We start from the raw sequence: 25294 nt of genomic DNA on the forward strand, positions 1-25294 counted from the left end.
CTCCCGGACGAACCATTCGTCCGGAAGTGTTACCCATGTCCTGGAACAGGTGTTACCCATGTCTCCGGTCTATACACTGCTGCAAAGAAAGTAACCAAAGAAACAGCTATCCCCATCCTAAGTGCCTCACGCCGGCCGCGGCACAGGCGATTGACCTAATGGAACCCAGAGTAGCGAGTTCCCTCAAAGGTCTCACCGGGCTTGGATCGCGCACGGTCTGACACATCGCACCGCATAACATACTGGTTCAGCACCTTATAGCTCCGGCCCGCTTCGCGGCCGACCGGTACATCGGGTTTGCATGGCGCGCGCATTTGCTTCGCATACCGAATGTTTCCCTTGCATGCCCTTCGGGAGCGCGTAGCGCTGTGCCGGAACTGTTTCGTGCTGAACCAGTGTTCTTTGCGTTATCGCTTGTCAGATCGTGCGCGATCCAAGCCGGATTCTGCTTGTGAGGGCACTCGCTACTCCGGGTTCCATTCAGCCAATCGCCTGTGCCGCGGCCGGTGTGAAGTGCTTAGGCTGGGGATAGCTGTTTCTTTGGTTACTTTCTTTGCGTCGACCAGAGTTGGCGCTTTAGCGCTTACTCTGGTCCCGAGCAAAGAAAGTGACTGCCGCCCCGCATAGGGGCAACGCCAATAAACCGACACGAAATCAGGAAATCAGGAATTCAACAACGCGCAATCAAAACGAATGGTGAATACCCGCAAGCACGATAACCTGATTCGCCGTGCTCGACACCCCCGCTGTGAAAAACGCCGCCTTCGCCCCGCCGGTAGCATGCTCATACAACGCATTCACATAAAGCTGCGTCGATTTCGACAACATATAGATATCGCCGATTTCGAACTGCGTCCATCGTCCGCCCGCGAACGACGTCGTAGCCGCACCGCCTGCAATCCAGTTCCACGCCACCGGCTTGAAGGTAAGCCCCGCGTCGTACGTCTGGTAGGTATCAGACTGACCATTCGACTGCAACTTCACGCGCGTGTACAAACCGTGCACGACGAACTTGCCGATCTCGTATGACGCGCCCGCACCCATCACTTCCTGTTTCTCCGCCATATACGTCGCGGCGGGCTGGCCCTGGAACGTCGAGAAGCCCATCGTCGCGATCGCGGGATTGCGGTTGTGCTCATTCGAATACGTAGCCGCCGCCTTGAACGGGCCGTTCCCGTACGTGAGACCGAAGCCGTAATTGCGGCCCGTCGAGAAGTTCGTCGTGTTGCCGAGACCCATCATCGCGCCGGCCGAGAAGCCGTAGAAGTCCGCCGAGCGGAATTTCACCGAGTTGTCGTAAGGCACGACCCCCGTGTCGGCGAGTTCGTCGATATTGCCCGGATGGAACGCATACCAGCTCGCCGCCTGATAGCCCGTCGACATCGGTCCGAGCATGTCGAAGCTGAACGGCGTCTGATGACCGAGCGTCAGCGTGCCGACGTTCTGCTGCTCCAGCCCGAGATACGCCTGTCGATTCCATAGCGTGCCGGCCTTCGCGAAGTTGCCGGTGTTCGTATAGAAGCCGTTCTCCAGTTGCGCGACGGTCTTCAACCCTCCGCCCAGATCCTCGACGATACGAAAGCCCCAGCGATCGGGCTGCATGTTGCCCTGCTCCTCCATCCATTTCGGATGGCCGCCGACATTGTTGATATATGCGATGCCGGCATCGAGGCTGCCGTAAAGCGTCACTGTGCTCTGCGCCGCCGCGCCGGTCGCGACGCCCGCTCCGATGAGCCCCGCTGCGATGATGTGCTTCACCCTTCGTTCTCCTGACGGTATTGTTCGAGGGCGGGCCGCGCCCGCTTCTCCTGTTGCCGTTTATTGCGCTTCCTCCCGACTTCGGCTGACGCAATCCATCGCGTCCTCCGAAAGGCCCGCCGTTGATTTATGTTTGTTCCACCTATGAATCAACGTACTGCCTATGGAAAGTATAGTGAGCTTTCCTGCGTCAAAACAATAAATTTCGGCACTCATCGGGTAGACCCTGACGGCTGATCCGTCGGCGCGTTTCGTGCATGAAAAGGCTTACGAATCAAGGTCGAACGCACGTCCATTCATCGGAACAAATGCGCCAGCGCACTTTTAAACGCGCCGCCTTCAGTGTTTTCACCTAGAGCGCCAGATTTTTGTTTTTTCCGGCTCGGACGACTCCTATAATGCCCATACACGAACTGATGTTCCTTTAGTGGAACACGGACGAACCAGAGGAAAGGGTGAAAGATGTCTGAACAATGGCGCTGCGCCGGACATGCCGGCGATCTGTCGGAAGACGCACCGATCGAATTCAAGCTCGATGACGGCGCGGAAATCGGTATCTACAAAGTGGGCGACGAGCTGTATGCGCTCGAGAACGTCTGCCCGCATGCATACGCGCTGCTGACGCAGGGTTTCGTCGATGGCGACACCGTCGAATGCCCGCTGCACGAAGCGGTGTTTCACATCCCCACGGGCAAATGCCTGAAAGAGCCCGGCGGCCGCGACCTGAAGACGTATTCGGTGCGCCTCGCCGGCGAGGAAATCCAGATCAAGGTGGCGTGACATGGAAAAAGTCGTGAACTTCAATCCGAATCTCAAGCCGTGGCTCGCGCCGCAGCCGAACAACGTCGCGGGCAAGGGCGTGATCGAGAAGCCGGGTGAAATCGAAAACTTCATCTGGCAGACGCGCAAGGCCGAGCCGACGCAATACGAAAACGACTTCGGCGACGCGCTCGAACGCGTCTTCGAAGCGGGTGCGCTTGAACTGGAGCAAGTGGTCGCGGGATTGAACCGCGACGGCTTCCGTACGCCGGAAGGCTCGGCATGGACTGCCGATCGCCTCGCCGCCGAACTGCGCACGCTCGCTGAATAAAGAAGGAGCTCTTTCACATGACGTCCCCTCAGCAAACACCCCCCGCAGCCGATCCCGTTCAGGCTTATCTCGATCGCGGCTTGCGCAACTATTGGTATCCGGTCGCACCGAGCTGGCAAGTGGCGAATGCGCCCATCGGCCTGACGCGCCTTGGCGATCAGATCGTTCTGTGGCGCGACAACGAAGGCAAGGTGCATGCGCTCGAAGACCGCTGCCCGCATCGCGGCGCGCGTCTGTCGCTCGGCTGGAATCTCGGCGGCAGCGTCGCGTGCTGGTATCACGGCATCGAAATCGATGGCAGCGGCACCGTGCAGAAAGTGCCCGCCGTGTCCGCGTGCCCGCTCGAAGGCCAGAAGTGCGTGAAGTCGTATCCGGTCGAAGAGCACGCCGGCGCGGTCTTTCTCTGGTTCGGCGACGACGCCAACAAGGAACCCGCGCCGCTCGTGCTGCCGGAAGAACTCGTCGGCGATGAATACGCGAGCTTCCTGTGCATGTCGCACTGGAAGTGCAATTACCAGTACGCGATCGACAACGTGATGGACCCGATGCACGGTGCATATCTGCACGCGACATCGCATTCGATGGCCGAAGGCGACAAGCAGGCCGACATGCGCGTGCGCAAGACCGACACGGGCCTGATGTTCGAGAAGGTCAATCAGCGCGACGTCAACTTCGACTGGGTCGAGCTCGGCGAAACCGGCTGCCTGTGGATGCGTCTCGCGATTCCGTACAAGAAGAAGTTCGGTCCGGGCGGCAACTTCGGGATCATCGGCTTTGCTACGCCCGTCGATGACGACAACTGCCAGGTCTATTTCTGGCGCACCCGCAAGGTGTCCGGCTGGCAGCGCGACGCGTGGCGCTTCCTGTATCGCAATCGTCTGGAAGGCCTGCATTGGGCCGTGCTGGAACAAGATCGTTACGTGCTCGAAAGCCTCGCGCCGAATGCACGCAATCACGAATTCCTCTATCAGCACGATGTCGGTATGACGCGCGTGCGCCGCATGCTGAAGCAGCGCGCGCAGCAGCATCTCGCTGCGCTCGATGCGCTGCCGAAGAACACGGAGCACGCTCATGCGTGATGCGCTTCAAGATCGCCGCGTGCTAGTCACCGGCGGCGCCCGCGGACTCGGCGCGGCGTTCGTGAAGACCCTCGTGGAAAGCGGCGCGCGCGTCGCGTTCGGCGATGTGCTACACGAAGAAGGCGAAGCGCTCGCTCGCGATGTGCCCAATGCGCACTTCTTCCCGCTCGATCTGAATGATCCGCAGAGCATCGCTGAATTCGTCGAGCAAAGCGCGAAAGCGCTGGGTGGCATCGATGGCCTCATCAACAACGCCGCGATCACTAATTCGGGCGGCAAGTCCGCCGATGAACTCACGCCGCAGACATGGGACGCCGTGATGAACGTCAACGTGCGCGGCACGTGGCTCATGAGCGTCGCGTGCCTGCCGCATCTGAAGGCATCGGGGCGCGGGGCGATCGTGAATATCGCATCCGATACGGCGATGTGGGGCGCGCCGAAGCTGCTCGCGTATGTCGCAAGCAAGGGCGCCGTGATCGCGATGACGCGCTCGCTGGCACGCGAATTCGGCACGAGCGACGTGACCGTCAACGCAATCGCGCCCGGCCTGACCGAAGTGGAAGCGACCGCCTACGTTCCGGCCGAGCGCCACGAGTATTACCTCAAAGGCCGCGCACTGACGCGCGCGCAAGTCCCCGACGACGTGAACGGCCCCGTGCTGTTCCTGCTCTCGGACGCGGCGCGTTTCGTGACGGGCCAGTTGCTGCCGGTGAACGGCGGCTTCGTGATGAATTGATTCGCTCTACATAGAACCTGGAGAAAGCAATGGCCGATGCAGACATCGAACGCAAATCGTGGGAAAAGCCCGCTGAAGCGAGCTTCGAGCAATGGATGGACTCGCGTGTCGCGCGCCTCGAAACGCGCCGCTACGACTGGGACGCGCTCAAGTTCCAGGCCGACTACGACCCGAAGTATCGCCGCGCGCAGATGCGCTATGTCGGCACGGGCGGCACGGGCGTCGCGAAGGACGTGAACACGGTCCCCGCCGGCAGCTTCACGTTTTCGACGATGGTCATTCCCGCCGGCAACATCGGGCCGAGCCACATTCATATCGACGTCGAAGAAATCTTCTTCGTGCTGCGCGGAAAGATGAAGGTGATCTGCGAGAAGGACGGGCAGACGTGGGAAGCCGTGCTCGGCGAGCGCGATCTCATTTCGGTGCCGCCTGGCGTGTATCGCACGGAGATCAATATCGGCGATGAAGACGCGCTGATGTGCGTGATGCTCGGCGCATCGAAGCCGATCACGCCGACGTATCCGCCGGATTCGCCTCTGGCCAAGCTCAAGCGCTGAGACGACGACATGAACATCGAGACGCTCGCCCAGTTCCGCGCAGTGACGATCGATACCGCGCACGGCATCACGGGTTATCGCGAGGCAGGTGCTTCGCAGCGCACCCTGCCGGTGGTGTTGCTGCATGGCATCGGGTCGGGCGCGGCTTCGTGGGTGCGGCAGCTCGATGCGCTCGGCGCGAAGCGTTGCGTGTTCGCGTGGGATGCGCCGGGGTATGGCGAATCCACTCGCGTCGCCGATGAATCGCCGGTTGCGTCCGACTATGCGAACGCTTTATCCGCATGGCTCGATGCGATCGGTGTCGAGCGCTGCGTGATCGTCGGGCATTCGCTCGGCGCGATCATCGCCGGTTCGTTTGCTGCAAGCGCGCCGGAACGTGTCGCGGGCCTGTTGCTGATTTCGCCTGCGGCGGGTTACGGCGCTTCATCGAAAGAAGTACGCGAATCGAAACGCGATGCGCGTCTGTCGATGCTGAAAGAACTCGGCCCGCAAGGACTCGCACGCGAACGCAGCGCGAACATGCTGTCGCAATACGCGGATGACGAAGCGCGCGAATGGGTCCGCTGGAACATGGCGCGCATCGTGCCCGAAGGCTACGCGCAAGCGACGCATCTGCTTGCGAACGCCGATCTCGCCGCGGATGTCGCGCGCTTTCAAGGGCGCATTGCGGTTGCGGTTGGCGCAGAAGACACGATCACGCCGCCCGCTTCATGTCAGGTGATCGCGCAGGCCGCGAACGTCAGTCTGCAAGTGATGCCGCGCGCGGGCCATGCGGGCTACATCGAATCGCCCGATGCCTACACGACGCTGATCGACTCGTTTTGCCAGAGCATCGAATGTCGAATGAAAGACGGAGTAACGCAATGACATCCCTCGCCGCAGAAGACAACGACAAGGGCGAACCGACCTACATCGTGCCGGGCCTCGAACGCGGTCTGAAGATTCTCACCGAGTTCTCGCCGCGCGAGCCGGTGCTCGGTGCGCCCGAACTGTCGCGCCGGCTCGGCATTCCGCGCACGACGGTCTTTCGTCTGCTTCAGACGCTCGAAGCGCTCGGCTTTCTGGAGCGCGCGGACAAGGACCGCAACTATCGCCTGGGCGTGGCCGTGCTGCGTCTCGGCTTCGAATATCTGAGCTCGCTCGAACTGACCGATCTCGGCCTGCCGATCATCGAAGCATTGCGCGATGCGACCGGCCTCACGAGCCACATCCTGATTCGCGATGGCCGCGATGTCGTGTTCGTCGCGAAGGCGCAGAGTCACGCGCCGATCTTCAGCTCGGTGAAGGTGAACGTCGGCACGCGCCTGCCCGCGCACGCAACGACGCACGGTCACGTATTGATGGGCGATCTCTCGCTCGATGAACTGCGTGCGCTGTATCCCGAAGCGCATCTCGAACGCTTCACGAAGTCGACGCCCGCAACCGTCGAGGAACTGTACGAGCGTGTGAATGAAGACGCCGAACGCGGATATGCGACGAGTCAATCGTCGTTCGAGCGCGGCATTTCAGTGGTCACGGCGCCGGTTCGCAACGACACGGGGCGCATCGTCGCCGTCATCACGACGACGATCCCGCGTCCCGAGATCGATGCCGCATTGCTCGGCAGCGGCCTCATCGACAAGGTGCGCGAAGCCGCCGATGCGCTCTCGATGCGTCTCAACTATCGTCCGGCCGCACGTTCATCGACGTCGAGCCGTTACATGAAGTCTCTGGGGTTGCAATGATTCAAATCGATCTTTCAGGGCAAGTCGCGGTCGTGACCGGCGGCTCGTCGGGCATCGGCTTCGCGACGGCGCGTCTGTTTTTGCAGGCGGGTGCATCGGTGGCCATTTGCGGTCGCGACGGCGAACGGCTCGAAACCGCGCAAGTCTCGCTCGCAAAAGAATTTCCGCAAGCGCAATTGCTTGCCTCACGTTGCGACGTGCTCGATGCGGAACAAGTCGACGCATTTGCATCACAAGTCATGAAGCGCTTCGGCCGCGTCGACATGCTGGTGAACAACGCAGGCCAGGGCCGCGTGTCCACCTTCGCCGACACCACCGACGACGCCTGGCGCGACGAGCTCGAATTGAAGTACTTCAGCATCATCCGCCCGACGCGCGCCTTTCTGCCGATGCTGAAAGACGCGCCCTCGCCCGCGATCGCCTGCGTGAATTCGCTGCTCGCCTTGCAGCCCGAGCCGCACATGGTCGCGACGTCTTCCGCGCGCGCCGGCGTGCTGAGCCTCGTCAAATCGCTCGCGACGGAACTCGCGCCGCACAACATTCGCGTGAATTCGATTCTGATCGGCATCGTTGAATCGGGGCAATGGAAGCGGCGATACGAGAACTATCTTCAACAGGCACAAGAACCGCGCCAGAGCTGGCAGCAATGGACCGCTGAGCTCGCGCGCAAGAAAAACATTCCGCTCGGCCGCTTCGGTCTGCCCGAAGAAGCCGCTCAGGCGCTCTTTTACCTTGCAACGAAGCTGTCGTCGTACACGACCGGCAGCCATATCGATGTTTCTGGAGGCTTTGCTCGTCATGTCTGAAAAAACCACGGTCGGCGAACTGATCGCCGCATTCCTCGAACAATGCGGCGTGCGCACCGCGTTCGGCGTGATCTCGATCCACAACATGCCGATCCTCGATGCGATCGGCCGCCGCGGCAACATCCGCTATGTCGGCGCGCGCGGCGAAGCGGGCGCGCTCAACATGGCCGACGGCCTCGCTCGCGTGTCGGGCGAACTCGGCGTCGCGTTCACATCGACGGGCACGGCTGCCGGCAATGCGGCAGGCGCAATGGTCGAAGCATTGACGGCAGGCACCGCGCTCCTGCATGTCACCGGGCAGATCGAAACCGAGTATCTCGATCAGGATCTCGCGTATATCCACGAAGCGCCGGATCAATTGTCGATGCTGCAATCGATCTCGAAGGCAGCGTTCCGCGTGCGCACCGTCGACACCGCGTTGCCGACGATCCGCGAAGCCGTGCGCGTCGCGCTCACGGCGCCCGCTGGCCCGGTCAGCGTCGAGATTCCGATCGACATTCAGGCAGCCGAAATCGAATGGCCGGCAGACCTCGCCGCGCCGCATGTCGGCACGCTCACGCACGATCCGCTGCGCCTGAAGCAGCTCGCCGATGCGTTGACCAACGCGAAGCGCCCGTTGCTGTGGCTCGGCGGCGGCACACGTCATGCGCGTTCAGCCGTCGAACGTCTCGTGAAGCTCGGCTTCGGCGTCGTCACGAGCGTGCAGGGCCGCGGCGTGCTGCCGGAAGATCATCCCGCGACGCTCGGCGCATTCAACGTGCATCCGTCGGTCGAAGCGTTCTACAAGACGTGCGATGCGCTCGTCGTCGTCGGCTCGCGTCTGCGCGGCAATGAAACGCTGAAGTACAAGCTCGCGCTGCCGCAGCCGCTCTATCGCGTCGACGCCGATGCGCTCGCCGATAACCGCGGCTATCGCAACGAACTCTTCGTGCATGGCGATGCTTCGCGCGTGCTCGACGAACTCGCGACGCTGCTCGAAGGCCGCATCCGCATCGATTCGAAGTTTGCGGGCGATCTCGCCGCCGCGCGCGAAAAGGCCGTCGCCGAAGTATCGAAGGGACTGGGGCCGTACAAGCGTCTCGTCGATTCGCTGCAACGCGCGGTGGGCCGCGATTACAACTGGGTGCGCGACGTCACGATCTCGAACAGCACGTGGGGCAATCGCCTGCTGAAGATCTTCAATCCGCGCGCGGGCGTGCATGCGCTCGGCGGCGGCATCGGCCAGGGCATGCAGATGGCGATCGGCGCGGCGCTGTCCGGCGCGGCGAAGAAGACCGTCGCGCTCGTCGGCGATGGCGGCCTGATGGTCAACGTCGGCGAACTCGCCACGGCCGTGCAGGAAAAAGCCAACGTGATGATCGTGCTGATGAACGATCAGTGCTATGGCGTGATCCGCAACATTCAGGACGCGGCCTATGGCGGGCGGCGCATGTTCGTCGATCTGCATCAGCCGGATTTCGCGCAGTTCTGTGCGAGCCTCGGCCTCGCGCATCGCCGTATCACGTCGCTCGACCAGGCCGATGACATCGTGCGCGAAGGCCTCGCCATCGACGGCCCGGTTCTGGTGGAAGTGGACATGCTGTCGGTCGGCTCGTTCGCCACCGCGTTCGCCGGCCCGCCCGTGAAGAAGGAAGAGCCGAAGGAGCCGGAATATGCGTGATCCACGTCACGTCAATCACGCGATCGATGTCGCGATGATCGGCTTCGGCGCGATCGGCTCGGCGGTGTATCGCGCGCTCGACAACGATCCGCACGTGCGCATCTCGCATGTGATCGTGCCCGAGCGCGACCGCGATCAGGTGCGCGCGGTTCTGGGCGATCGCGTCGATGTCGTGTCGTGCGTCGATGCGCTCGCGAGTCATCCGGACTTCGCGCTCGAATGCGCGGGCCACGCGGCGCTCGTCGATCACGTCGTGCCCTTGCTGAAGTCGGGCACGGATTGCGCGGTCGCATCCATCGGCGCGCTGTCGGAAGCGGGCTTGCTCGATGTGCTCTCCAATGCCGCCGACGAAGGCGCGGCCACGCTCACGCTCTTGTCGGGCGCGATCGGCGGCGTCGATGCGATCGCGTCGGCAAAAGAAGGCGGTCTCGACGAGGTGCAGTACACCGGCCGCAAGCCGCCGCTCGGCTGGCTCGGCACGCCCGCCGAAATGCTGTGCGATCTGAAGTCGCTGACCGAAGAGAAGGTCATCTTCGAAGGCAGCGCACGCGATGCGGCGCGGCTCTATCCGAAGAACGCGAATGTCGCGGCGACGATCGCGCTCGCGGGCCTCGGCCTCGACGGCACGCGCGTGCGTCTGATCGCCGATCCGGCTGTCGAGCGCAACGTGCATCGCATCGTCGCGCGCGGCGCGTTCGGCGAGATGTCGCTCGAAATGTGCGGCAAGCCGTTGCCGTCGAATCCCAAGACATCGGCGCTGACCGCGTACAGCGCGATCCGCGCGTTGCGCAATCTTGGCGCGCGCTGCGTCATCTAAGGAGCTTTTGGAACGATGAATCATCCCGACACTTCGCTCGTCACGTCCGGCGATATTTTCCTCGGCGGCGAATGGCGCTCAGGACGCGGCAACGCATACGCGAGCATCTATCCCGCCGATCAATCCGTCAACGCGGAGATCAGCACCGCTAATGCCGACGATGCGCGCGAAGCCGTCGAGATCGCGGATCGTGCTTATAGAAAGGCAGATTGGGCCGGACTGAAACCGCATCAGCGCGCGGCGATCCTGCATCGCATCGCATCGTTGATCGAAGCGCGTCACGAAGCGCTCGCGCAACTGCAACGTCGCGACAATGGCAAGCCGATCAGCGAGACGCGCGCGTTGGTGACGAGCGCGGCGAACACGTTCCGCTACTTCGCGTCGTGCCTCGAAACGCTCGAAGAAGCGCTCACGCCCTCGCGCGGCGACTATCTGACGATGAGCGTGCACGAGCCGCTCGGCGTCGTCGCTGCGATCACGCCGTGGAATTCGCCGATCGCGTCCGACGCGCAAAAGCTCGCGCCCGCGCTCGCCGCTGGCAACGCGGTCGTGCTGAAGCCCGCCGAAGTCACGCCGCTCGCATCGCTCGCACTGGCGCGCATCTGCGAGGAAGCGGGCGTACCGAAAGGCGTCGTCAGCGTGTTGCCGGGCAAAGGCTCGGTGATCGGCGATGCGCTCGTGCGTCATCCGCTCGTCAAGAAGGTCTCGTTCACGGGCGGCACGGAAGTCGGTCGCGGCATCGCGCGTCTCGCGGCCGACAAGTTCATGCCGGTATCGCTCGAACTCGGCGGCAAGTCGCCGACCATCGTCTACGCCGATGCCGATCTCGATCACGCGGTGAACGGCGTGCTGTACGGCATCTTCAGTTCGTCGGGCGAATCGTGCATCGCGGGCTCGCGGTTGTTCGTCGAGCGCCGCGTGTACGACGAATTCATGGCACGACTCGTCGATGGCGCGCGCAAGCTGCGTGTCGCCGATCCGACGCGCGAAAACACGCAGATGGGTCCGCTCATCACGGGGCAGCATCGCGAAAGCATCGAGCGCTATGTCGCGGTGGGTATCGAAGAAGGCGGCACGCTGTTGTGCGGCGGCGAGCGTCCGACCGGCGATGGCCGCGAGAAAGGCTTCTTCTATCTGCCGACGATCATCGCCGGTTTGAGCAACGACGCCCGCATGTGCCAGGAAGAAATCTTCGGCCCGGTGCTCGCCGCCATGCCCTTCGACGACGAAGCCGCGCTCCTTCACGAAGCGAACGACAGCGTGTTCGGCCTCGCCGCGGGCATCTGGACACGCGACTACAAGCGCGCATGGAACATGGCGCGCGCGTTGAACACGGGCACGGTGTGGATCAACACCTATAAGCAATTTTCGATTACGACGCCTTTCGGCGGCTGGAAGGACAGCGGCATGGGACGCGAGAAAGGCCGCCTCGGCCTGCGCGAATACATGCAGCAAAAGAGCCTCTACTGGGGCTTGAACGAAGCCCCGCTGCCGTGGGCGAACTGAAGGAGACGCCATGACGATTCTCGGCATCGAACGAATCACTTACGGCGTGACGGACCTCGACACCTGCCGGCGCTTTTTCGCCGACTGGGGTCTGAAGGAAGTCTCGCACGACGAAACGCGCGCGCGTTTCGAAACATTGAACGGCTGCGAAGTGCTGCTGGCGCTTGCAAGCGATCCGTCGCTGCCGCCCGCCTTCGAAGGCGGTCCGACGCTGCGCGAAGTGACATGGGCCGTCGCGACGCGCGCCGAACTCGACGCATTGCGCGGACGCTTCGCGGGCCAGCCGGGCCACATCGAAACCGATGACGCCGTCGGCTGTATCGATCCGAACGGCATGGCGATTCGCGTCGAAGTGACGAAGAAGCGCGATATCGACGTGAAAGGCTCTTTGTCGAACGTGTGGGGCGATGCGCAGCGTATCGATACGCCCAGCCCCGTGTATGAGCGCGCCGAGCCGGTCGAAGTGGGACACGTCGTGTTCTTCACGAACTGCGTCGCGGAGCAGGAGAAGTTCTATCACGAGCTGCTCGGCTTCGAGACGTCCGATCGCTATCCGGGACGCGGCGCGTTCATGCGCTGCGCGCCGCACGGCGGTCATCACGACCTGTTCCTGCTGCAATTGCCCGATGGCAAGCGCGGACTGAACCACGTCGCGTTCACGGTGCGCGATATCCACGAAGTCTTCGGCGGCGGCCTGCATATCAGCCGATGCGGCTGGACCACGCAGCTCGGGCCGGGGCGTCATCCAGTGTCGTCGGCGTACTTCTGGTACTTCAAGAATCCGGCGGGCGGTCTCATCGAGTATTACGCCGATGAAGACGTGCTCACACCCGAATGGCAGCCGCGCGATTTCGAGCCGGGCCCGACCGTGTTCGCGGAGTGGGCGATCGATGGTGGTCTCGACGGCAATACGCGCCGCCAGAAAGACGCGAAGGCGCCCGAAGGCAAGTTCATGACGGAGCGGAAAAATGGCTGATGCTCAAACGATCGTCGTCATCGGCGGCGGGCAGGCGGCGGGATGGATCGTCAAGACGCTGCGCAAGGAGGGCTTCGACGGCCGCCTCGTGATGATCGCCGACGAGATTCATCTTCCCTACGAACGCCCGCCATTGTCGAAGGCCGTGCTCGCGGGCGAAGCGGATATCGATACCGTGCGCATCGTCGATCACGATGCCTTCGCAGAGTTGAACGTCGAAGCATGGCAGCCGGAATGCGCGGCGTCGATCGATCGCGAAGCGCGCATCGTGCGCACCGCGAGCGGACGCGAAGTGCATTACGACCGTCTCGTGATCGCGACGGGCGGCGCGGCGCGCCGTCTGCCGGACACGCTCGTGAAGACCTCGCATCTCGCGTATCTGCGCACGCTCGACGATGCGGTTCATATCGGCAAGCGTCTGCGTGAAAGCCACAGCAAGCGATTGCTCGTGATCGGCGGCGGATGGATCGGCCTCGAAGTCGCGGCGACCGCGAGAAAGCTCGGCGTCGATGTCACCGTGATCGAAGGCGCGCCGCGGCTGTGCGGCCGTTCGGTGCCGGAAAGCGTGTCGGACTTCCTGCTGAAGCTGCATCGCGATAACGGTGTCGATGTGCGTCTCAACGCATCGCTCGTATCGCTGGAAGACGCTGGCAACGGCGTGCGCGCGCAACTCGCCGATGGCACGTCGCTCGATGCGGATTTCGCCGTCGCGGGCATCGGCCTGACGCCGCATACGGCGATTGCCGAAAGCGCGGGCATCGACGTGAACGACGGCATCGTCGTCGATGAATTCGGCGCAACGAACGACGCGCATGTGTTCGCGTGCGGCGATGTCGCCAATCATCCGAACGCGTGGCTGAAGCGCCGCGTGCGGCTCGAATCGTGGGCCAACGCGCAGAACCAGGCCATCGCGACGGCGCGCGCGGTGCTCGGCGTGCGCGAGCCGTATGCGGAAATTCCGTGGTTCTGGTCGGATCAGTACGACGTGAATCTGCAGATTCTCGGCGACATTCCGGCGGGTTCGACGCCCGTCGTGCGCGGCGATCTCGCGGCACGTCGCGCGTCGTTGTTCTTCTTCGACGGCGATGCACTGCGCGGCGTCATCGCGATCAATTCGACGCGCGATCTGAAGGTCGCGAAAAAGTGGATGAGCAAAGGGCACGCGGTCGATATCGCGGCGCTCACCGACACAGCGAAAGCACTCGCATAAACATACAGACGGGAGCAGGCATGAGGAGCATGAGCAATACGGTCGTCGACCACGGCGGCACCGCCACACCGATCGCCGACGCGGCCGCTGCCGCTCACGCGGTCACGAAGGGATCCATCATCGCGCGCATCGAAAGACTGCCCGCCAATGCAATGCAGGTGCGCGCGCGCATTCTGATCGGCGCAGCGACGTTCTTCGATGGCTTCGATGTCATCGTCATCGCAGCGACCTTGCCGCTCTTGATCCAGAAGTGGGGATTGACGCCTGGACAGGTCGGCTTTCTGATCGCGTCGGGATCGATCGGACAACTGATCGGTGCGTTCCTCTTTCCGTCGCTCGCGGAACGCTATGGACGCGTGCGTTCGATCGCGTGGAGCTCGGGCATCATCGGGCTCACGAGCATCGCGTGCGGCTTCGCGCCTTCGTTCGCAGTGTTCGTCGCGTTGCGTATCGTGCAGGGGCTCGGGCTCGGCGGCGAGTTGCCCGTCGCGGCGACCTACATCAACGAGATCACGCGGGCGCATGGACGCGGCCGGTTCGTGCTGATGTACGAGGTCGTGTTTCCGATCGGCCTGCTCGCGTCGAATGCGCTCGGCGCGTGGATCGTGCCGCGCTTCGGCTGGGAAACGATGTACTTCATCGGCGGCGTGCCGCTCGTGCTGTTCTTCCTGTTGAAGACGCTCGTGCCGGAATCGCCGCGCTGGCTCGGCGAGCGCGGCCGCATGCGTGAAGCAGGCGATGCCCTTTCCGCGTTCGAAGCGACCGTGAAAGGACCGCTGCCGCCGCTCGGCAACCTCGCAGACTTCGAAGCGATGGCGAGCCGCCATCCGCAGCGCCGCCGCCTCGATCTGATCGGGCCGGCGTATCTGAAGCGCACGATCGCCGTCGCGCTCTTGTGGATGACGTGCGGCGTGCTGCAATACGGTCTCTCGACGTGGCTGCCGACGATCTACAAGACCGTGTATCACGCGCCGTTGCAGCTCGCGCTGAATCTCGCGGTGGCGGCGTCCGTGCTCGGCGTGATCGGCTCGGTGACGTGCGCGCTGATCGTCGACAAGGTCGGGCGCAAGCCGGTCATCAACTGGTCGTTCGTGCTGTGCGCGATATCGCTCGTTTGCGCAGGCGTGTTCGTCACGCAGTCGGTGTATGTGGTCGCGACGTTCTGCGCGCTGGCGCTCGGCTTCATGGCGTGCGGCTTCATCACCGCTTATGTCTATACGCCCGAACTGTATCCGACGAGCATCCGCGCGTTCGGATGCGGCCTCGGCGGCGCATGGCTCAAGATCGCGGCGATCTTCGCGCCGGCGCTCGTCGGCAAGACGCTGATGGGCGGGAATATGAACATCGCGTTCTATGCACTCGCCGTGGTGCCGGTCGTGGCGGCGGTGGCGGTGCATTTCATGGGCATCGAGACGAAGGGGAAGGTGCTGGAGGCGCTGGAGGCCTGAGCGTTTTGTCCGGGGCCGGCGGTGCGCGCCGCCGGCCCGTTTGCATCACTTCGATTTCTTGGCTTTGCTGTCGTCGTCGTCGGGCGTCAAGGTGCGGTCGGCGAGTGTGAGCTTCAGCGGGTCGTCGGCGGAAAGCTTCTTCGCGGCGATGACCTGCTTCCACGCGCCATCCTTGCCCGGATCGCGATAGAACGCCGCGATCGCCACGAATTCCGTTTCCTTCTGCATAGGCTGGCTCAGGCTCGCCGATGCGCCAGGATTCACCACAGTCGCCATATTGGCCTGCAGATCCTGCGCGAGCACCGTGGCATCGTTTTTGATGAGGTCGTCATAGGACGCGGCATCGAACAGCTTGCGGTCCTTCAACTGATAGACGCGCACCGCGACCGATGTCGAACGGCCCGCGCCGTCCTGATTCAGCGCCGCGCGCGCGGTCAGATCGATGTCGAGCACCTTGACGCGTCTGTGAAACACGGCATCGTAAGCCGCGACCGACGAGTCCGACACGGCCTGCCACGCGCCGCATCCGGTGAGCAGCAGCGCGATTGCGGCGCTCGCTGCGAGATTGCGTTTGAACATGTTGTCTCTCGATGATCACGCCCGCGGCGCAACCGATGAGTTGAGGTACGGATTCGGCTCGGGCGCCGGAAACGCTTCGCACACGCCGAGAGAAATGTCGATGTCGCGTTCTTCCGCCGATGGCAGCACGACGGTCCATCCGAGACGCGGCGCACGGGCTTCGCGCGCCGCCGCGACGGCCGGAGCCGGTGCGAAGCGCGACGACATGCGCACGCGCAGATGCACATCCGCCTTCGTGCCGATATAGAGCTTCACGAGCGCCATCAGATCGCGATGCAGCCATGCGCCGGGCAAGAGATCGTGCGCCTGCTGCGCGTCGTGCGGCCGCAGCGTCACGCGCACCGCGCGGCTGCGGTAACGCAATCGCTTGCCGAGCACATAGCCGCCGCCGAGTCCATTGCGTTTGCCCTCTGCGCTCGCATGGGCATCCGCCGCTTTCGAGGTGAGCGGACGTCCCTGCCCCGTGCGCTTCGCAACCGGCCAGAATTCGTCGACGCTCACGTCCACGCCCGGCGCACCCAGCGCGACGACACCGGCAAGCCCTTCGGGCGTGCGCGTGCGCTGAACCATGAGACCGAGCAACGCGAGCGTGCGCGCATCCGGCAGGCCCGCGCGCGCCGGCTTGTTGCCCCAGCCGAAACCGGCGAGGCACAGCAGGCTGCGCGAATGCGCATCGGCGGCGCCGTGGCGGAACGTCTCCGGATAGCGATACTTCTTCCACACGCGATACAGCAGCGTCACGAAGCGATGATTGAACTGATCGAGGAACGCTTCGACGGCTTCGTGCCCTTCCTCGCGCATCACGATGTCGTCGAGGTAATGCGTCGGCATCACCGCATCGACACCGTACAGGCCCATGAAGGTCGTGCGCACAGTCGGCGGCGGCGGCGTGCCGTAGTCGTCGTCGTGATCGTCGAGCTCCGCCGCGGCGATTTCGCCAGCAGGAAAGCCCATGCGCGGGCGCGGACGGAAGCGCACCGGTTCGTGTTCGGGCGTATCGCGCGTGCCGATGCCTGGGCGCTCCGGCGCGCGCGCCTCGAACAGACGGCACAACTGCATGAAGTTCATGCGCGGCGCACGCGTGAGCAACTTCGCCACGAAGGGTTCGAGCCGCTGCTCGATATCGCGAAGAGAGTTTGCGTTCATAGCGGCGAGCGTTGCGTCTTGGAACGCGGCCATTCGATGCGCGCCTGCGCGGGCAGCGTGACGATGACGAGCTTCGTAAACAGGTTGATCTCCGCATAGAGTTCGAAGAAGCGATGCAGCAGCTCACCGAACAACATGACGTCGCCATCGCCGGAGAACGCGTGCGCGTCGAGCGTGATTTCGATCAGCACGCCCCGGTCCACCGCGCCGCCCGCCACTTCCTCCAGCAGTTCCTGCGACACATGCAGGATGCCCGAGAGACGCCGGCGGTTCAGTTCGTCGTTGGTCCAGTCGTAGAGGGCGAGCGCGCCGCGCAGCACTTCCGCGTTCATGAGCGAGAGGAAGTTCGGTGCGAGATGCGAGAGCACGCGCCATTGAAAGCGGTCGCCCGTCGGCGGATAGAGCGGCAAGGTCGGCGCGATGAGATTTCGCACGCCCGCGACGTTCGGCGTGCTTTCGGCGAGTTCGTCGAGACGTGCCTCGCGCAGACCTTTGCGCGGCAGCATGCCGTTCGTGCCGGTCACGCGCAACGACACGCTTTCTTCGGGCAGATCGGTCATCGATTCCCATGCGTGGCCGCCGAGGATGAGCCACGTCTCGTGCAGCCCGTCCATGCCGGGACGCACCCGCGTATGGAAATAGCGCTCGGGCGATTCATGCCGCAGCATCCCGCCGCGATGCCGGAACGTCGCGAATGGCACGTACTCGTAGCGCTCGGCCGTGACGTGATCGAACGATTCGACGGCATCGACGGAATAGGTTTCGACATGTTCGCCCTGATGCCCCGCGGGCACGACGCGATACTCGGTCTCGTGATGATCGATCAGGATCGGTTCTGCATCGAGCGCGAACAGGTTGATGACCGGCGCGCAGAAGAGCCGCACGTTGTCCTTGCTGAAGCGCTGGTCCGATGGATACGCGTGCTTCAGCACGAGTTCCAGTTCGAAGTGCGTCGACCCGACCGGCAGCTTCGCGATGTCGAAGCCGCAAATATCGACGAACAGAAATTTCTCGCGGAACGTGAAGTATTTCGAGCAGCAACTGATAGCCCGAGAACGCGGCGTCCGCCTTCGGCCACAAACGCTCTTCCGCCGAAAAACCCGCGGGCTCGATCGTCACGCCATCGAGCGGGCGTGCTTCGCCGTCGCGCACTTCGGGCACGCGCCATTCGACCGAATCGACATGACGCGTGAGCGCGAGGTGCATCGCGAACGCGGTCGGCGGCTCCGCGTTCAGATGCAGGCGAATGCGCGACAGGTCCGTCTCCTCGCGACGCGTCGAATGATCGAGATCGAATGCGATGCGAATCACCGAGCGGCCGTCGTGCCGCACAGTCGGTCCCGCGCGCGTGATATGCAGCGGCTGCAAGGTAACCGCCTGCGTCGTGCGATACAGGCACTGGACCGTGTTCGGCGCCGCGCCTTCGCCGCCTTCCTTCGGCGCGGCGATCGGCGCCGAGCGCACCGCGACTCCCGCGGGCACGAGCACGGTGCTCTGCATTTTCTCCGCGAGCGGCGTCAGTTGGACCACCGAAAGCGACGGAATCATGCGCAGGTAATGAGGCCACAAAAGACTGACGAGGCCTTCGGTCAGCTCCGGCAATTCGTCGTCGAGCTTTTGCTGAAGACGTCCGGTCAGGAACGCGAAGCCTTCGTACAAGCGTTCGACATAGGGATCGCGGTCGCCGACACGATCGAGATTGAGCATTCGCGCCCGGTCCGGATGCGCGCGCGCGAACTCGCGGCCGGCCTCGCGCAGATAGCGCATTTCGGCTTCGTAGTAGCGCAGGACGGGATCGTCGTTGCTGTTTATTTCGTTATCCAGATCGGTGTTCATGTTCATCATTTCCCTTCGTCGATCACGCTTATGCCAGCGCGAGCGCGCGTGCCGGATCGAGCACCGTCAACTCGCCGCGCAGCTCGGCGATGCGAGTCGCGAGCGCAGGCTTGTCCGCGTCCTTGCGGCTGCTCATCGCCTTGAGCGCACGCAGCAGTTGTTGCTTCACCTCGAACATCAAGGCCGGTTCCCAGCGTATGAGCGGCAAGTCTTTGCCTGCAATATCGAGCTCGACGAGCAGCGCGAGCGCGGCGTCGGCGCGGCCTGCATGCTCGGCGACGCGCGCCATCACAAGCCGCTGCAAATAGCGATGCCGCTCCGTCTTCATGCCCGGCAGCGCGTCGAGCCACGCGAACGCGGCTTCGAGGCCGTCGCGCGCGAAAAGATCGCGTGCCTGCGCTTCGATCTCGGGCCAGTCGCCTGTCGCGCCGTCGTCGTGATCGGCGGAAACCGGCAGCGCCGCCACGCTTTCGCCTGCTTCGAGATCACGCACGACCGCATGGCGCGCGATCCATTCGAGCGTGGTGTCGTCGGCGAACGGCGTACCGTCGTTGAAAGCGAGCCGTTCGATGCCGGGCAGACGTTCGAGAAAGAGCGCGAAGTCGGCGCGCAGCACATCGCGCCACGCATCATAGGGCGCGCCCACGTTATCGAGCGCGACATGCTGAAAATATTGCAGATCGAACCACAGATGGTTGACGCCTTCCATGTACGCACCTTCCACGCGTTCGAGCAGCTCGTGCCATTGCTTCTGCAGAACGAGCCGCTTGAACTGCTGACGCAGTTCCGCGCGCGGCGCGACGAGGCGCGTGCGCGCGCTTGCATCGGCGGGCGGGACTTCGTGCAGCGTGTCCCAGCGAATGCTGCGCACGAGGCGCACCGACGGCAGATAGCCGTTGTCCTGATTGCGCAGCCACGCGGCCATCGTGCGGGACTGATCGAGCAGATCGCGCGTCGAAGCGATCGGGCCTGCGGAGGCGAGCGCGGCGCTGGCCGCGATCGGTGCCGATGCGCTCGGCTCCGCGCTGGGCACCGCGTCGTCATTGCGCTCGAAACGCGCGATGAGCGTGCGCAGATTCGGCCGCGCCGCTTCGGCCCACGTACCCGCGCGTCCGACGATCACATCGAGCGCGGCGATGGCGCGTTCGAGATCGGCCGGCGCAAACGCGCCGCGGCTGTCGAGCAGATCGAGCATGCGCGTCGTCGCGAGCATCTCGAGCGCGCCGCGTTTTGCTTCGGCGCGCGCGGGATGCAGCGCTTCGCCGAACCGGTCGACGAATGCGGCAATCAGCTCGAGGCCGTCCGCGAAACCGGCGGGACCGTCCTGCCGCAGACGCGCGTAGGCGTAGTAGCCGGCGACGCGCAAATCCTTGCCCGTGTCCTTCGTCAACTGTTCGCATGCGCGGATAATCAGCGCATCGTCGATATCGGACAGCTTGCTTGCTTCGTCCTTCGCCTCGAAGAATGCGTCTTCGTAGCCGGGATCGCGGCCCACGCCGTCATCGCCCGATAACGGCGCAAGCCATGCATCCCATGTTTCGAGGCGCGTACGCGCCATCTGTTCGGCATCGCGCGATGGGAACAGCGCCTTCAACAATCCTGCGAGCATCATCGTGCCTCCACTGTTTTGATCTGTGGCAACGGCACGCCTACTCGCGCCGCGGCGGTCAGCGCGCCCGGCGGCAACGGCGGCGGCGTCGCGATGGTCTGCTTCTGCGCTTCCTTCGCCGGATTGGTCACGAAGATGCGCGAGGGCAACGTGAAGTGACGAAGCGCGAGGACGTCGAGCGGACCTGCGCCTGCATCGGCGCGCAACTGCACGGCGAGCGGCAACGCCTGACTCTGATCGGGCGTCCATGAAAGCAGATAGCGCGCGCCGTCCTGTTGCGTGACTTTCGCGCGTTCGAGCAGACGGATCAGCCCGAAGCGGCCCGGTTCATCGAGCGCCGAACGCAAACCGCCCTGCGCCGTTTGCCATTCGACATGCGTGACGTTTTCCAGCGCCTGGCCCGGCCATTCGAACGGACTCCATTCCTCTTTCTGATTGAAGTACCGGAACTCGCGTCCGGCGAGCACGAAGGTCATGTCGGTGACGCCCGGCGTCGGCACGCCGCGCAGTTCGAAACGGATGCGTGCATCGCCGTTGGGGAACATGACCGTCGATGCGCGCGTGAGCGTGTTCAATGCAGCGAGGAACGCGGGATCGAGCGCGAGCGTGCCTTGATTTGCGCCTTGAGCCGCGACCCAGTGATCGCCCTGACGCTCGATGACGCCTGCAAGCTGCGTCGACACGAATTGCGTGATGACGCCGTTGTCGAGGCGCATGAAGCGCGCCATGTCGGGCAGCGAGGCGTCGTTGTCCGAATCCGCGAACGGATAGCGCGCGCCGAAATTGCGGTTCCAGTCCGCGAGGATCGACGTGCGCCAGATTTCGTTCAGGCTCGCGGACGCCGGTTGCACGACGACGTGCCACGTCTGGTCGAGCGGCGCTTCGAAGAGCTTGCCGAAACCGGACCATTGCTCGCCGAGGCTCGCGGCGAGACGGCTGGCGTAGTCGCGGCTGTCGGCGAGATCGGAGGTCTTGCCTTGCAGCATCGCTTGCGCGGCGATGCGCGACATCGCGTCGGGGTCGGCGCTCGACATCATCTGCTGCGTTTTGAGGCGCATGGCGGTGACGCGCTCGAGATAGCGCGGCAGACTCAGGTCGCCTGTTTGCTGTTGTTGGGCTTTCGGATTATTGGGCACATCGCTGCCGGTCAGGCGCAGGATCGGTGCGAAGGCTGTCGCAAGCTGCGAACGTTGCGGCTCTGCGCGTTTCGACGGGTCTTTCTCGTCCGCGCCGACGAGTTGCTGCGCTTTCGAAATCAGGTTGTCCGATAGCGATTGCGTCGACGCGCCCGCGTTTGCGTGATAGACGATTGCGTTCATCAGCGCGACGAGCGGCGAACGTTGCGGGTCGCCCAGCAGCGTGAGTTGATCGACCGTGCCCGACAGCGACGCTGCGTTCTGCCAGCGGATGCTGTTCAGGAACTGCGCCCAGGCGCGCGCGTAATCGTCGAAGTAGCGTTGACGGAGTTCGGCTTTCAGGGTCGAGGGCGCGGTGTCGATTTGCTTCGCGTCCGATAGCACCCAGTCGCCGGCGATGGCGTGCTGTTCGCTGGCTTCGTCGATCGCCTTCGGGATGCGCTCGTCCCACGCGGCGCGGGTGAAGACGCCGGGGATCGTCGCGGACGTGTTGAAGAGGCCGCGGCTCGGGTGGTCGCCCAGCAGCGTGGCAAGTGTGATCGGCGGGTACTTCGGCTTTGCTTCTTCGATGATCTGCTGGTAGATCGCATCGGTCGAATTCTGGATGCCGCGCACGCCGATGATCGTCTGGCGCGTGGACGCGACCAGACTCGCGTCGGCCGTGATGGCCGGCGCCGCGTCACGTTTCAGATGGCTCGCGTAGAAGGCGATCGCATGTTGGCGCAGGTCTTCCCATGTGCCTTGCGTGACCGAAGCGTTTTGCGCACGCGTCGGTGCGTTCGTCGCCAACAGTTGCGTGGTCAGGAATGAAGAGTCGGCATGCTCGGGATGAGCGAGCATCAGGTAGGTCTTGAGCGTGTCGTACGCCGCCTGCACTTGCGTGTTGCCGCCGCTCGCGATTTCGGCATCGGAGAGGGAGGCGAGCTGGGTCAGGCGGGCTTCGAGCCTGGTTTGGATCGGCGCGATCAGCACTCGGGAGGCGGCGCTCTGGTAGGCGGGCCGGAGAGCGTCCAGTAATGCGGCGTCGTGGTTCAGGCCGAAGCGGGTTAGCCAGGGGGCGCCTTCGGCGCGGTGGGTTTCGAGTGTGTCGAGCTGTTTGTCGAGGTTGTCGAGCGCGATGAGAGCCTGGCTTGGATCCCGTGTCGCTTCGAGTCTTGTCAAAGTCGTGGCGGCTTCTTGTAGCGTCGCACGGTTTGAGATACCGGCGATCAGCGTGCTGACGGTCCACAGCGCGACCGCGGCGGTTGTCGCCCAAGCCGCGGTCGTCGAGAACGAAATGCCCACGCGACGGCCGTGCACCTTGCGACTGTGGGTGGCGATGGACTGCCAAAGCCCGTCGCGGGACACGCCCGTGCTTGGCAAAGTCGAATCCACCTGCTCGTCTGCCTGAGCGTCCGTTTCCGGCTCGTGGGGAATTGGCGCAAACAGCAGACCATGAACGGCAGTGCGCCATATCCGCGAGCTTCCCACCCTCACGACTAAGTCGACGAGAGTTCCGCGCAATTGCGCTATTTGTTGAGATAGTTCCGCCGCGACTCGGTCATAGGGATCGAGGGAAAGACGCGCGACACCGACATCAGATAAGTCGCCTGCCAGACGCGCGAGCGAGCTATCGATGTATTCCTTGTCCGCGCATGGTCCAGACCAGAGATACCCGACACTCTCGTCGTGTTTGAACAGGTTGCCGGTGCACGCCTTGACGTTCAACAGATACGCCGGCGCAGCCCAGCGCAGGAGGCGCGCATGTCGTGCAATCCGTTGTGCCAAGAGTTCGGCATCGAACGGCTTATTCGATGAATCCTCGGCGCGCGTGAGCGCAACGATCGCATCGATCGGACGACGGCGACGAAGCTTGCGAACGTCAGTGAGCCAAGCTGCATCGGGTTCCCCGTCGCTTTGGCTTCCGTTTATCAACAGCGCGTCGTTCACGAACTGCCAGCCAGCAGCAGTAAGCCCGGGCGCTACGCCTTCCACCAACGATCCTTCCCCGCTCAATAGAATCCAGCGGACGCGATGTTTCCAGCGCAAACCATATCGGTCGCGCAACGCATTGCGCAGTGATTCCTTGCGTTTGAGGCGTTCGTCGTTGTCCATACCGCCGTCTAGGGCGCTCGACCGAGCCTGCTTGATTTCGTCGTACCGGCGAAACCAGCGCATTGCGTTCAGAGAAGCGACCCACAGCACCGCCCCCTCCAGAAGCTTGGTCAGGAGGAGAAGGACCAGAAACACCGACAGCAACGAGAGTTCAGCGATGATCAGACGGTTCCCCGACAGGCCGATGCTCTCCCCCTTCACGGCCAGGCTGAGAGCAAGAGCCAGATAGATGATAAAAATTGCAATGCCGATGAACAGTCCAACGGATGCTTCCTTTTTTTGATTTTCTTTCTCTGCCTTCACGTTTCTTTCCTGCATACCAACGCGGTCAATTCATCGCCTTGTACGTTCAAAACCAATTGAGGGCTCGAGGTCGAATCGGCGTTCGCAGTCGCGAGCGCCACGGCAAGCCAGGCGCCGGCGTCCGAGCAGTCTCCGACCGACGCCTCGATTTGCTGCCACGGAATCGTCTCATCAAGATTTGCTGCACCGCGCACGCGACCAAGATCATCAGTTGGCGAACCTTGAATCCATACGGTATCCAAATTATTCGACTCCGCTTTGCCCCAACGCGTACTTTGCTCGATCACCTTTTGCACTTTGCCGCTGGCTGGACGGTGCAAACGCAGCGCACCAGCATTCACGCCTTTAGAACGAGGATCGCTGAGCAGCAGCGCCGTGCCCACTTCGGCTGCCGCGTCGTCGAGCATTTCGCTGATGGCATCGCGAAGTTGTATTGCGATGACCAGATGAGACGTCTTCGCATCCTCGCGATCAAGCCAGTCGTCCGTCGCGAAGATCGATAGCCTCTCTTCAAATTCAATTCGCAAAAGAGAAGGCACGCGCCGCGCCTTCAGAGCGCGGCGCAACTGCTCGACGACCGGCTCCGGGTTGATTCGAGAGTGCAGGCTGAGATGCACGTGCAGGAAATGCTGGGTGGGCAAGTTCGTCAGCGATCCCGAAACGTCATCCAGAAGCCGCGCAATCAGCCAATCGCACACGGCGAGCTGACGAGTGTATTCGCCAAGCTCATTGCCTGGGTAAAACGGCTCGCCTGGCAGTTCGATCCATCGAGCATGCACGTCCTTGCCGGGAAACGCCGCGCTCGGGCGTAGCTCCGATCGAACCTTTCCATTTAGGATGCTTTGGAGACTGTTCTCTTCGTCGTCCGAGGAAAAACGCCATCCGTATCCGCAAATGGCTAAAGGCCGGCTGGCCGCGACGTGACACGCCTGCTCCGCCTGTTCGCTAACTTCGTTCTGAGCGAGCGCGGATCTATGGACTGTGTGCCCATGAGCCAGGCTCGAGATGAACAGAAAGCTCCAACCAAGTACGGGATAGCCCACCGCGCATAGCCAGAACCACGCGCTATTCGTCGGCTCTCGCTCTTTCCAGAGAAGTACAGTGACCGTCGCGCCGATAAAAACGGCCAGGCACAGCAACGGAATCCAAACAACGGCGGACGGTTGCCGAACCGACGGAACTTCCACCCTCGGTGGAACACGCTCAAAATCAATCGGCATCGAC

The 25294-nt window shown here is 63.2% G+C and carries 20 protein-coding genes and 1 pseudogene; 14 read left to right on the top strand and 7 right to left on the bottom strand.

The genetic code is table 11. The annotated features are described in order from the left end of the window. Positions 1-684: 684 nt before the first annotated feature. Positions 685-1758: a porin gene (locus AWB74_RS11630; RefSeq protein WP_061146924.1), complete on the bottom strand. Its 1074-nt coding sequence runs from the start codon at positions 1756-1758 to the stop codon at positions 685-687. A 462-nt stretch (positions 1759-2220) separates the two neighbouring features. Between AWB74_RS11630 and AWB74_RS11635 the strand changes: the two genes are divergently transcribed. Genes AWB74_RS11635 through AWB74_RS11700 form a run of 14 tightly spaced genes read left to right on the top strand, consistent with a single transcriptional unit; the run spans position 2221 to position 15367 of the window. Then, positions 2221-2538 (top strand): non-heme iron oxygenase ferredoxin subunit, encoded by a 318-nt coding sequence (locus AWB74_RS11635; protein ID WP_035500201.1) that lies wholly within the window; start codon positions 2221-2223, stop codon positions 2536-2538. 1 nt (position 2539) lies between these two features. Beyond that, positions 2540-2848, top strand: coding sequence for a recombinase-like helix-turn-helix domain-containing protein (locus AWB74_RS11640; protein WP_061146925.1), 309 nt, complete (start codon positions 2540-2542; stop codon positions 2846-2848). Positions 2849-2865: 17 nt separating this feature from the next. Further along, the gene (locus tag AWB74_RS11645) at positions 2866-3927 is read left to right on the top strand and encodes an aromatic ring-hydroxylating dioxygenase subunit alpha (protein WP_061146926.1); all 1062 of its coding nucleotides are present in this window, start codon (positions 2866-2868) and stop codon (positions 3925-3927) included. Further along, positions 3920-4663 (top strand): SDR family oxidoreductase, encoded by a 744-nt coding sequence (locus tag AWB74_RS11650; RefSeq protein ID WP_061146927.1) that lies wholly within the window; start codon positions 3920-3922, stop codon positions 4661-4663. Before AWB74_RS11645 ends, AWB74_RS11650 begins: the two co-directional genes overlap by 8 nt. A gap of 29 nt (positions 4664-4692) precedes the next feature. After that, positions 4693-5220 carry a cupin domain-containing protein gene (locus AWB74_RS11655; protein ID WP_061146928.1) on the top strand — a complete coding sequence of 176 codons (528 nt, stop codon included), beginning with the start codon at positions 4693-4695 and terminating at the stop codon, positions 5218-5220. Between the two features lie 9 nt (positions 5221-5229). After that, complete coding sequence (locus AWB74_RS11660) at positions 5230-6087, top strand: alpha/beta fold hydrolase (RefSeq protein WP_061146929.1); 858 nt, start codon at positions 5230-5232, stop codon at positions 6085-6087. Beyond that, positions 6084-6944 carry an IclR family transcriptional regulator gene (locus AWB74_RS11665; protein WP_061146930.1) on the top strand — a complete coding sequence of 287 codons (861 nt, stop codon included), beginning with the start codon at positions 6084-6086 and terminating at the stop codon, positions 6942-6944. Before AWB74_RS11660 ends, AWB74_RS11665 begins: the two co-directional genes overlap by 4 nt. Next, complete coding sequence (locus AWB74_RS11670) at positions 6941-7750, top strand: SDR family oxidoreductase (protein WP_061146931.1); 810 nt, start codon at positions 6941-6943, stop codon at positions 7748-7750. The genes AWB74_RS11665 and AWB74_RS11670 overlap by 4 nt, the downstream gene beginning before the upstream one ends. Next, positions 7743-9410, top strand: coding sequence for a thiamine pyrophosphate-binding protein (locus AWB74_RS11675; protein ID WP_061146932.1), 1668 nt, complete (start codon positions 7743-7745; stop codon positions 9408-9410). The genes AWB74_RS11670 and AWB74_RS11675 overlap by 8 nt, the downstream gene beginning before the upstream one ends. After that, positions 9403-10227 (top strand): aspartate dehydrogenase, encoded by an 825-nt coding sequence (locus tag AWB74_RS11680; protein WP_061146933.1) that lies wholly within the window; start codon positions 9403-9405, stop codon positions 10225-10227. Before AWB74_RS11675 ends, AWB74_RS11680 begins: the two co-directional genes overlap by 8 nt. 15 nt (positions 10228-10242) lie before the next feature. Next, positions 10243-11733, top strand: a complete 1491-nt coding sequence (locus AWB74_RS11685; RefSeq protein ID WP_061146934.1) for an aldehyde dehydrogenase — start codon at positions 10243-10245, stop codon at positions 11731-11733. 10 nt (positions 11734-11743) lie between these two features. Then, positions 11744-12709, top strand: coding sequence for a VOC family protein (locus AWB74_RS11690; RefSeq protein ID WP_061146935.1), 966 nt, complete (start codon positions 11744-11746; stop codon positions 12707-12709). Beyond that, complete coding sequence (locus AWB74_RS11695) at positions 12702-13919, top strand: NAD(P)/FAD-dependent oxidoreductase (RefSeq protein WP_061146936.1); 1218 nt, start codon at positions 12702-12704, stop codon at positions 13917-13919. The genes AWB74_RS11690 and AWB74_RS11695 overlap by 8 nt, the downstream gene beginning before the upstream one ends. A 20-nt stretch (positions 13920-13939) precedes the next feature. Then, positions 13940-15367 carry an MFS transporter gene (locus tag AWB74_RS11700; protein WP_061146937.1) on the top strand — a complete coding sequence of 476 codons (1428 nt, stop codon included), beginning with the start codon at positions 13940-13942 and terminating at the stop codon, positions 15365-15367. A 45-nt stretch (positions 15368-15412) separates the two neighbouring features. On the opposite strand, the gene tssJ is transcribed toward AWB74_RS11700, so the two are convergent. The 6 genes and pseudogenes from tssJ to AWB74_RS11730 all read right to left on the bottom strand — a co-directional run bounded on the left by tssJ (position 15413) and on the right by AWB74_RS11730 (position 25290). After that, complete coding sequence (gene tssJ / locus AWB74_RS11705) at positions 15413-15946, bottom strand: type VI secretion system lipoprotein TssJ (RefSeq protein WP_061146938.1); 534 nt, start codon at positions 15944-15946, stop codon at positions 15413-15415. 15 nt (positions 15947-15961) lie between these two features. Further along, positions 15962-17125, bottom strand: a complete 1164-nt coding sequence (gene tssG, locus AWB74_RS11710; protein ID WP_087038955.1) for a type VI secretion system baseplate subunit TssG — start codon at positions 17123-17125, stop codon at positions 15962-15964. Next, positions 17089-18928 (bottom strand): annotated as a pseudogene (gene tssF, locus AWB74_RS11715) (type VI secretion system baseplate subunit TssF). The gene tssG and the pseudogene tssF overlap by 37 nt, the downstream one beginning before the upstream one ends. Before the next feature lie 28 nt (positions 18929-18956). Beyond that, positions 18957-20540: a type VI secretion system protein TssA gene (tssA, locus tag AWB74_RS11720; protein ID WP_061146939.1), complete on the bottom strand. Its 1584-nt coding sequence runs from the start codon at positions 20538-20540 to the stop codon at positions 18957-18959. Continuing rightward, positions 20537-24070 (bottom strand): ImcF-related family protein, encoded by a 3534-nt coding sequence (locus AWB74_RS11725; protein WP_235024546.1) that lies wholly within the window; start codon positions 24068-24070, stop codon positions 20537-20539. Before AWB74_RS11725 ends, tssA begins: the two co-directional genes overlap by 4 nt. After that, a complete protein-coding gene (locus AWB74_RS11730; protein ID WP_061146941.1) occupies positions 24067-25290 on the bottom strand; it encodes a hypothetical protein in 1224 nt (407 codons plus the stop codon). Before AWB74_RS11730 ends, AWB74_RS11725 begins: the two co-directional genes overlap by 4 nt. Positions 25291-25294: the final 4 nt, after the last annotated feature.

Source organism: Caballeronia arvi (assembly GCF_001544695.2).
Lineage (GTDB): Bacteria > Pseudomonadota > Gammaproteobacteria > Burkholderiales > Burkholderiaceae > Caballeronia > Caballeronia arvi.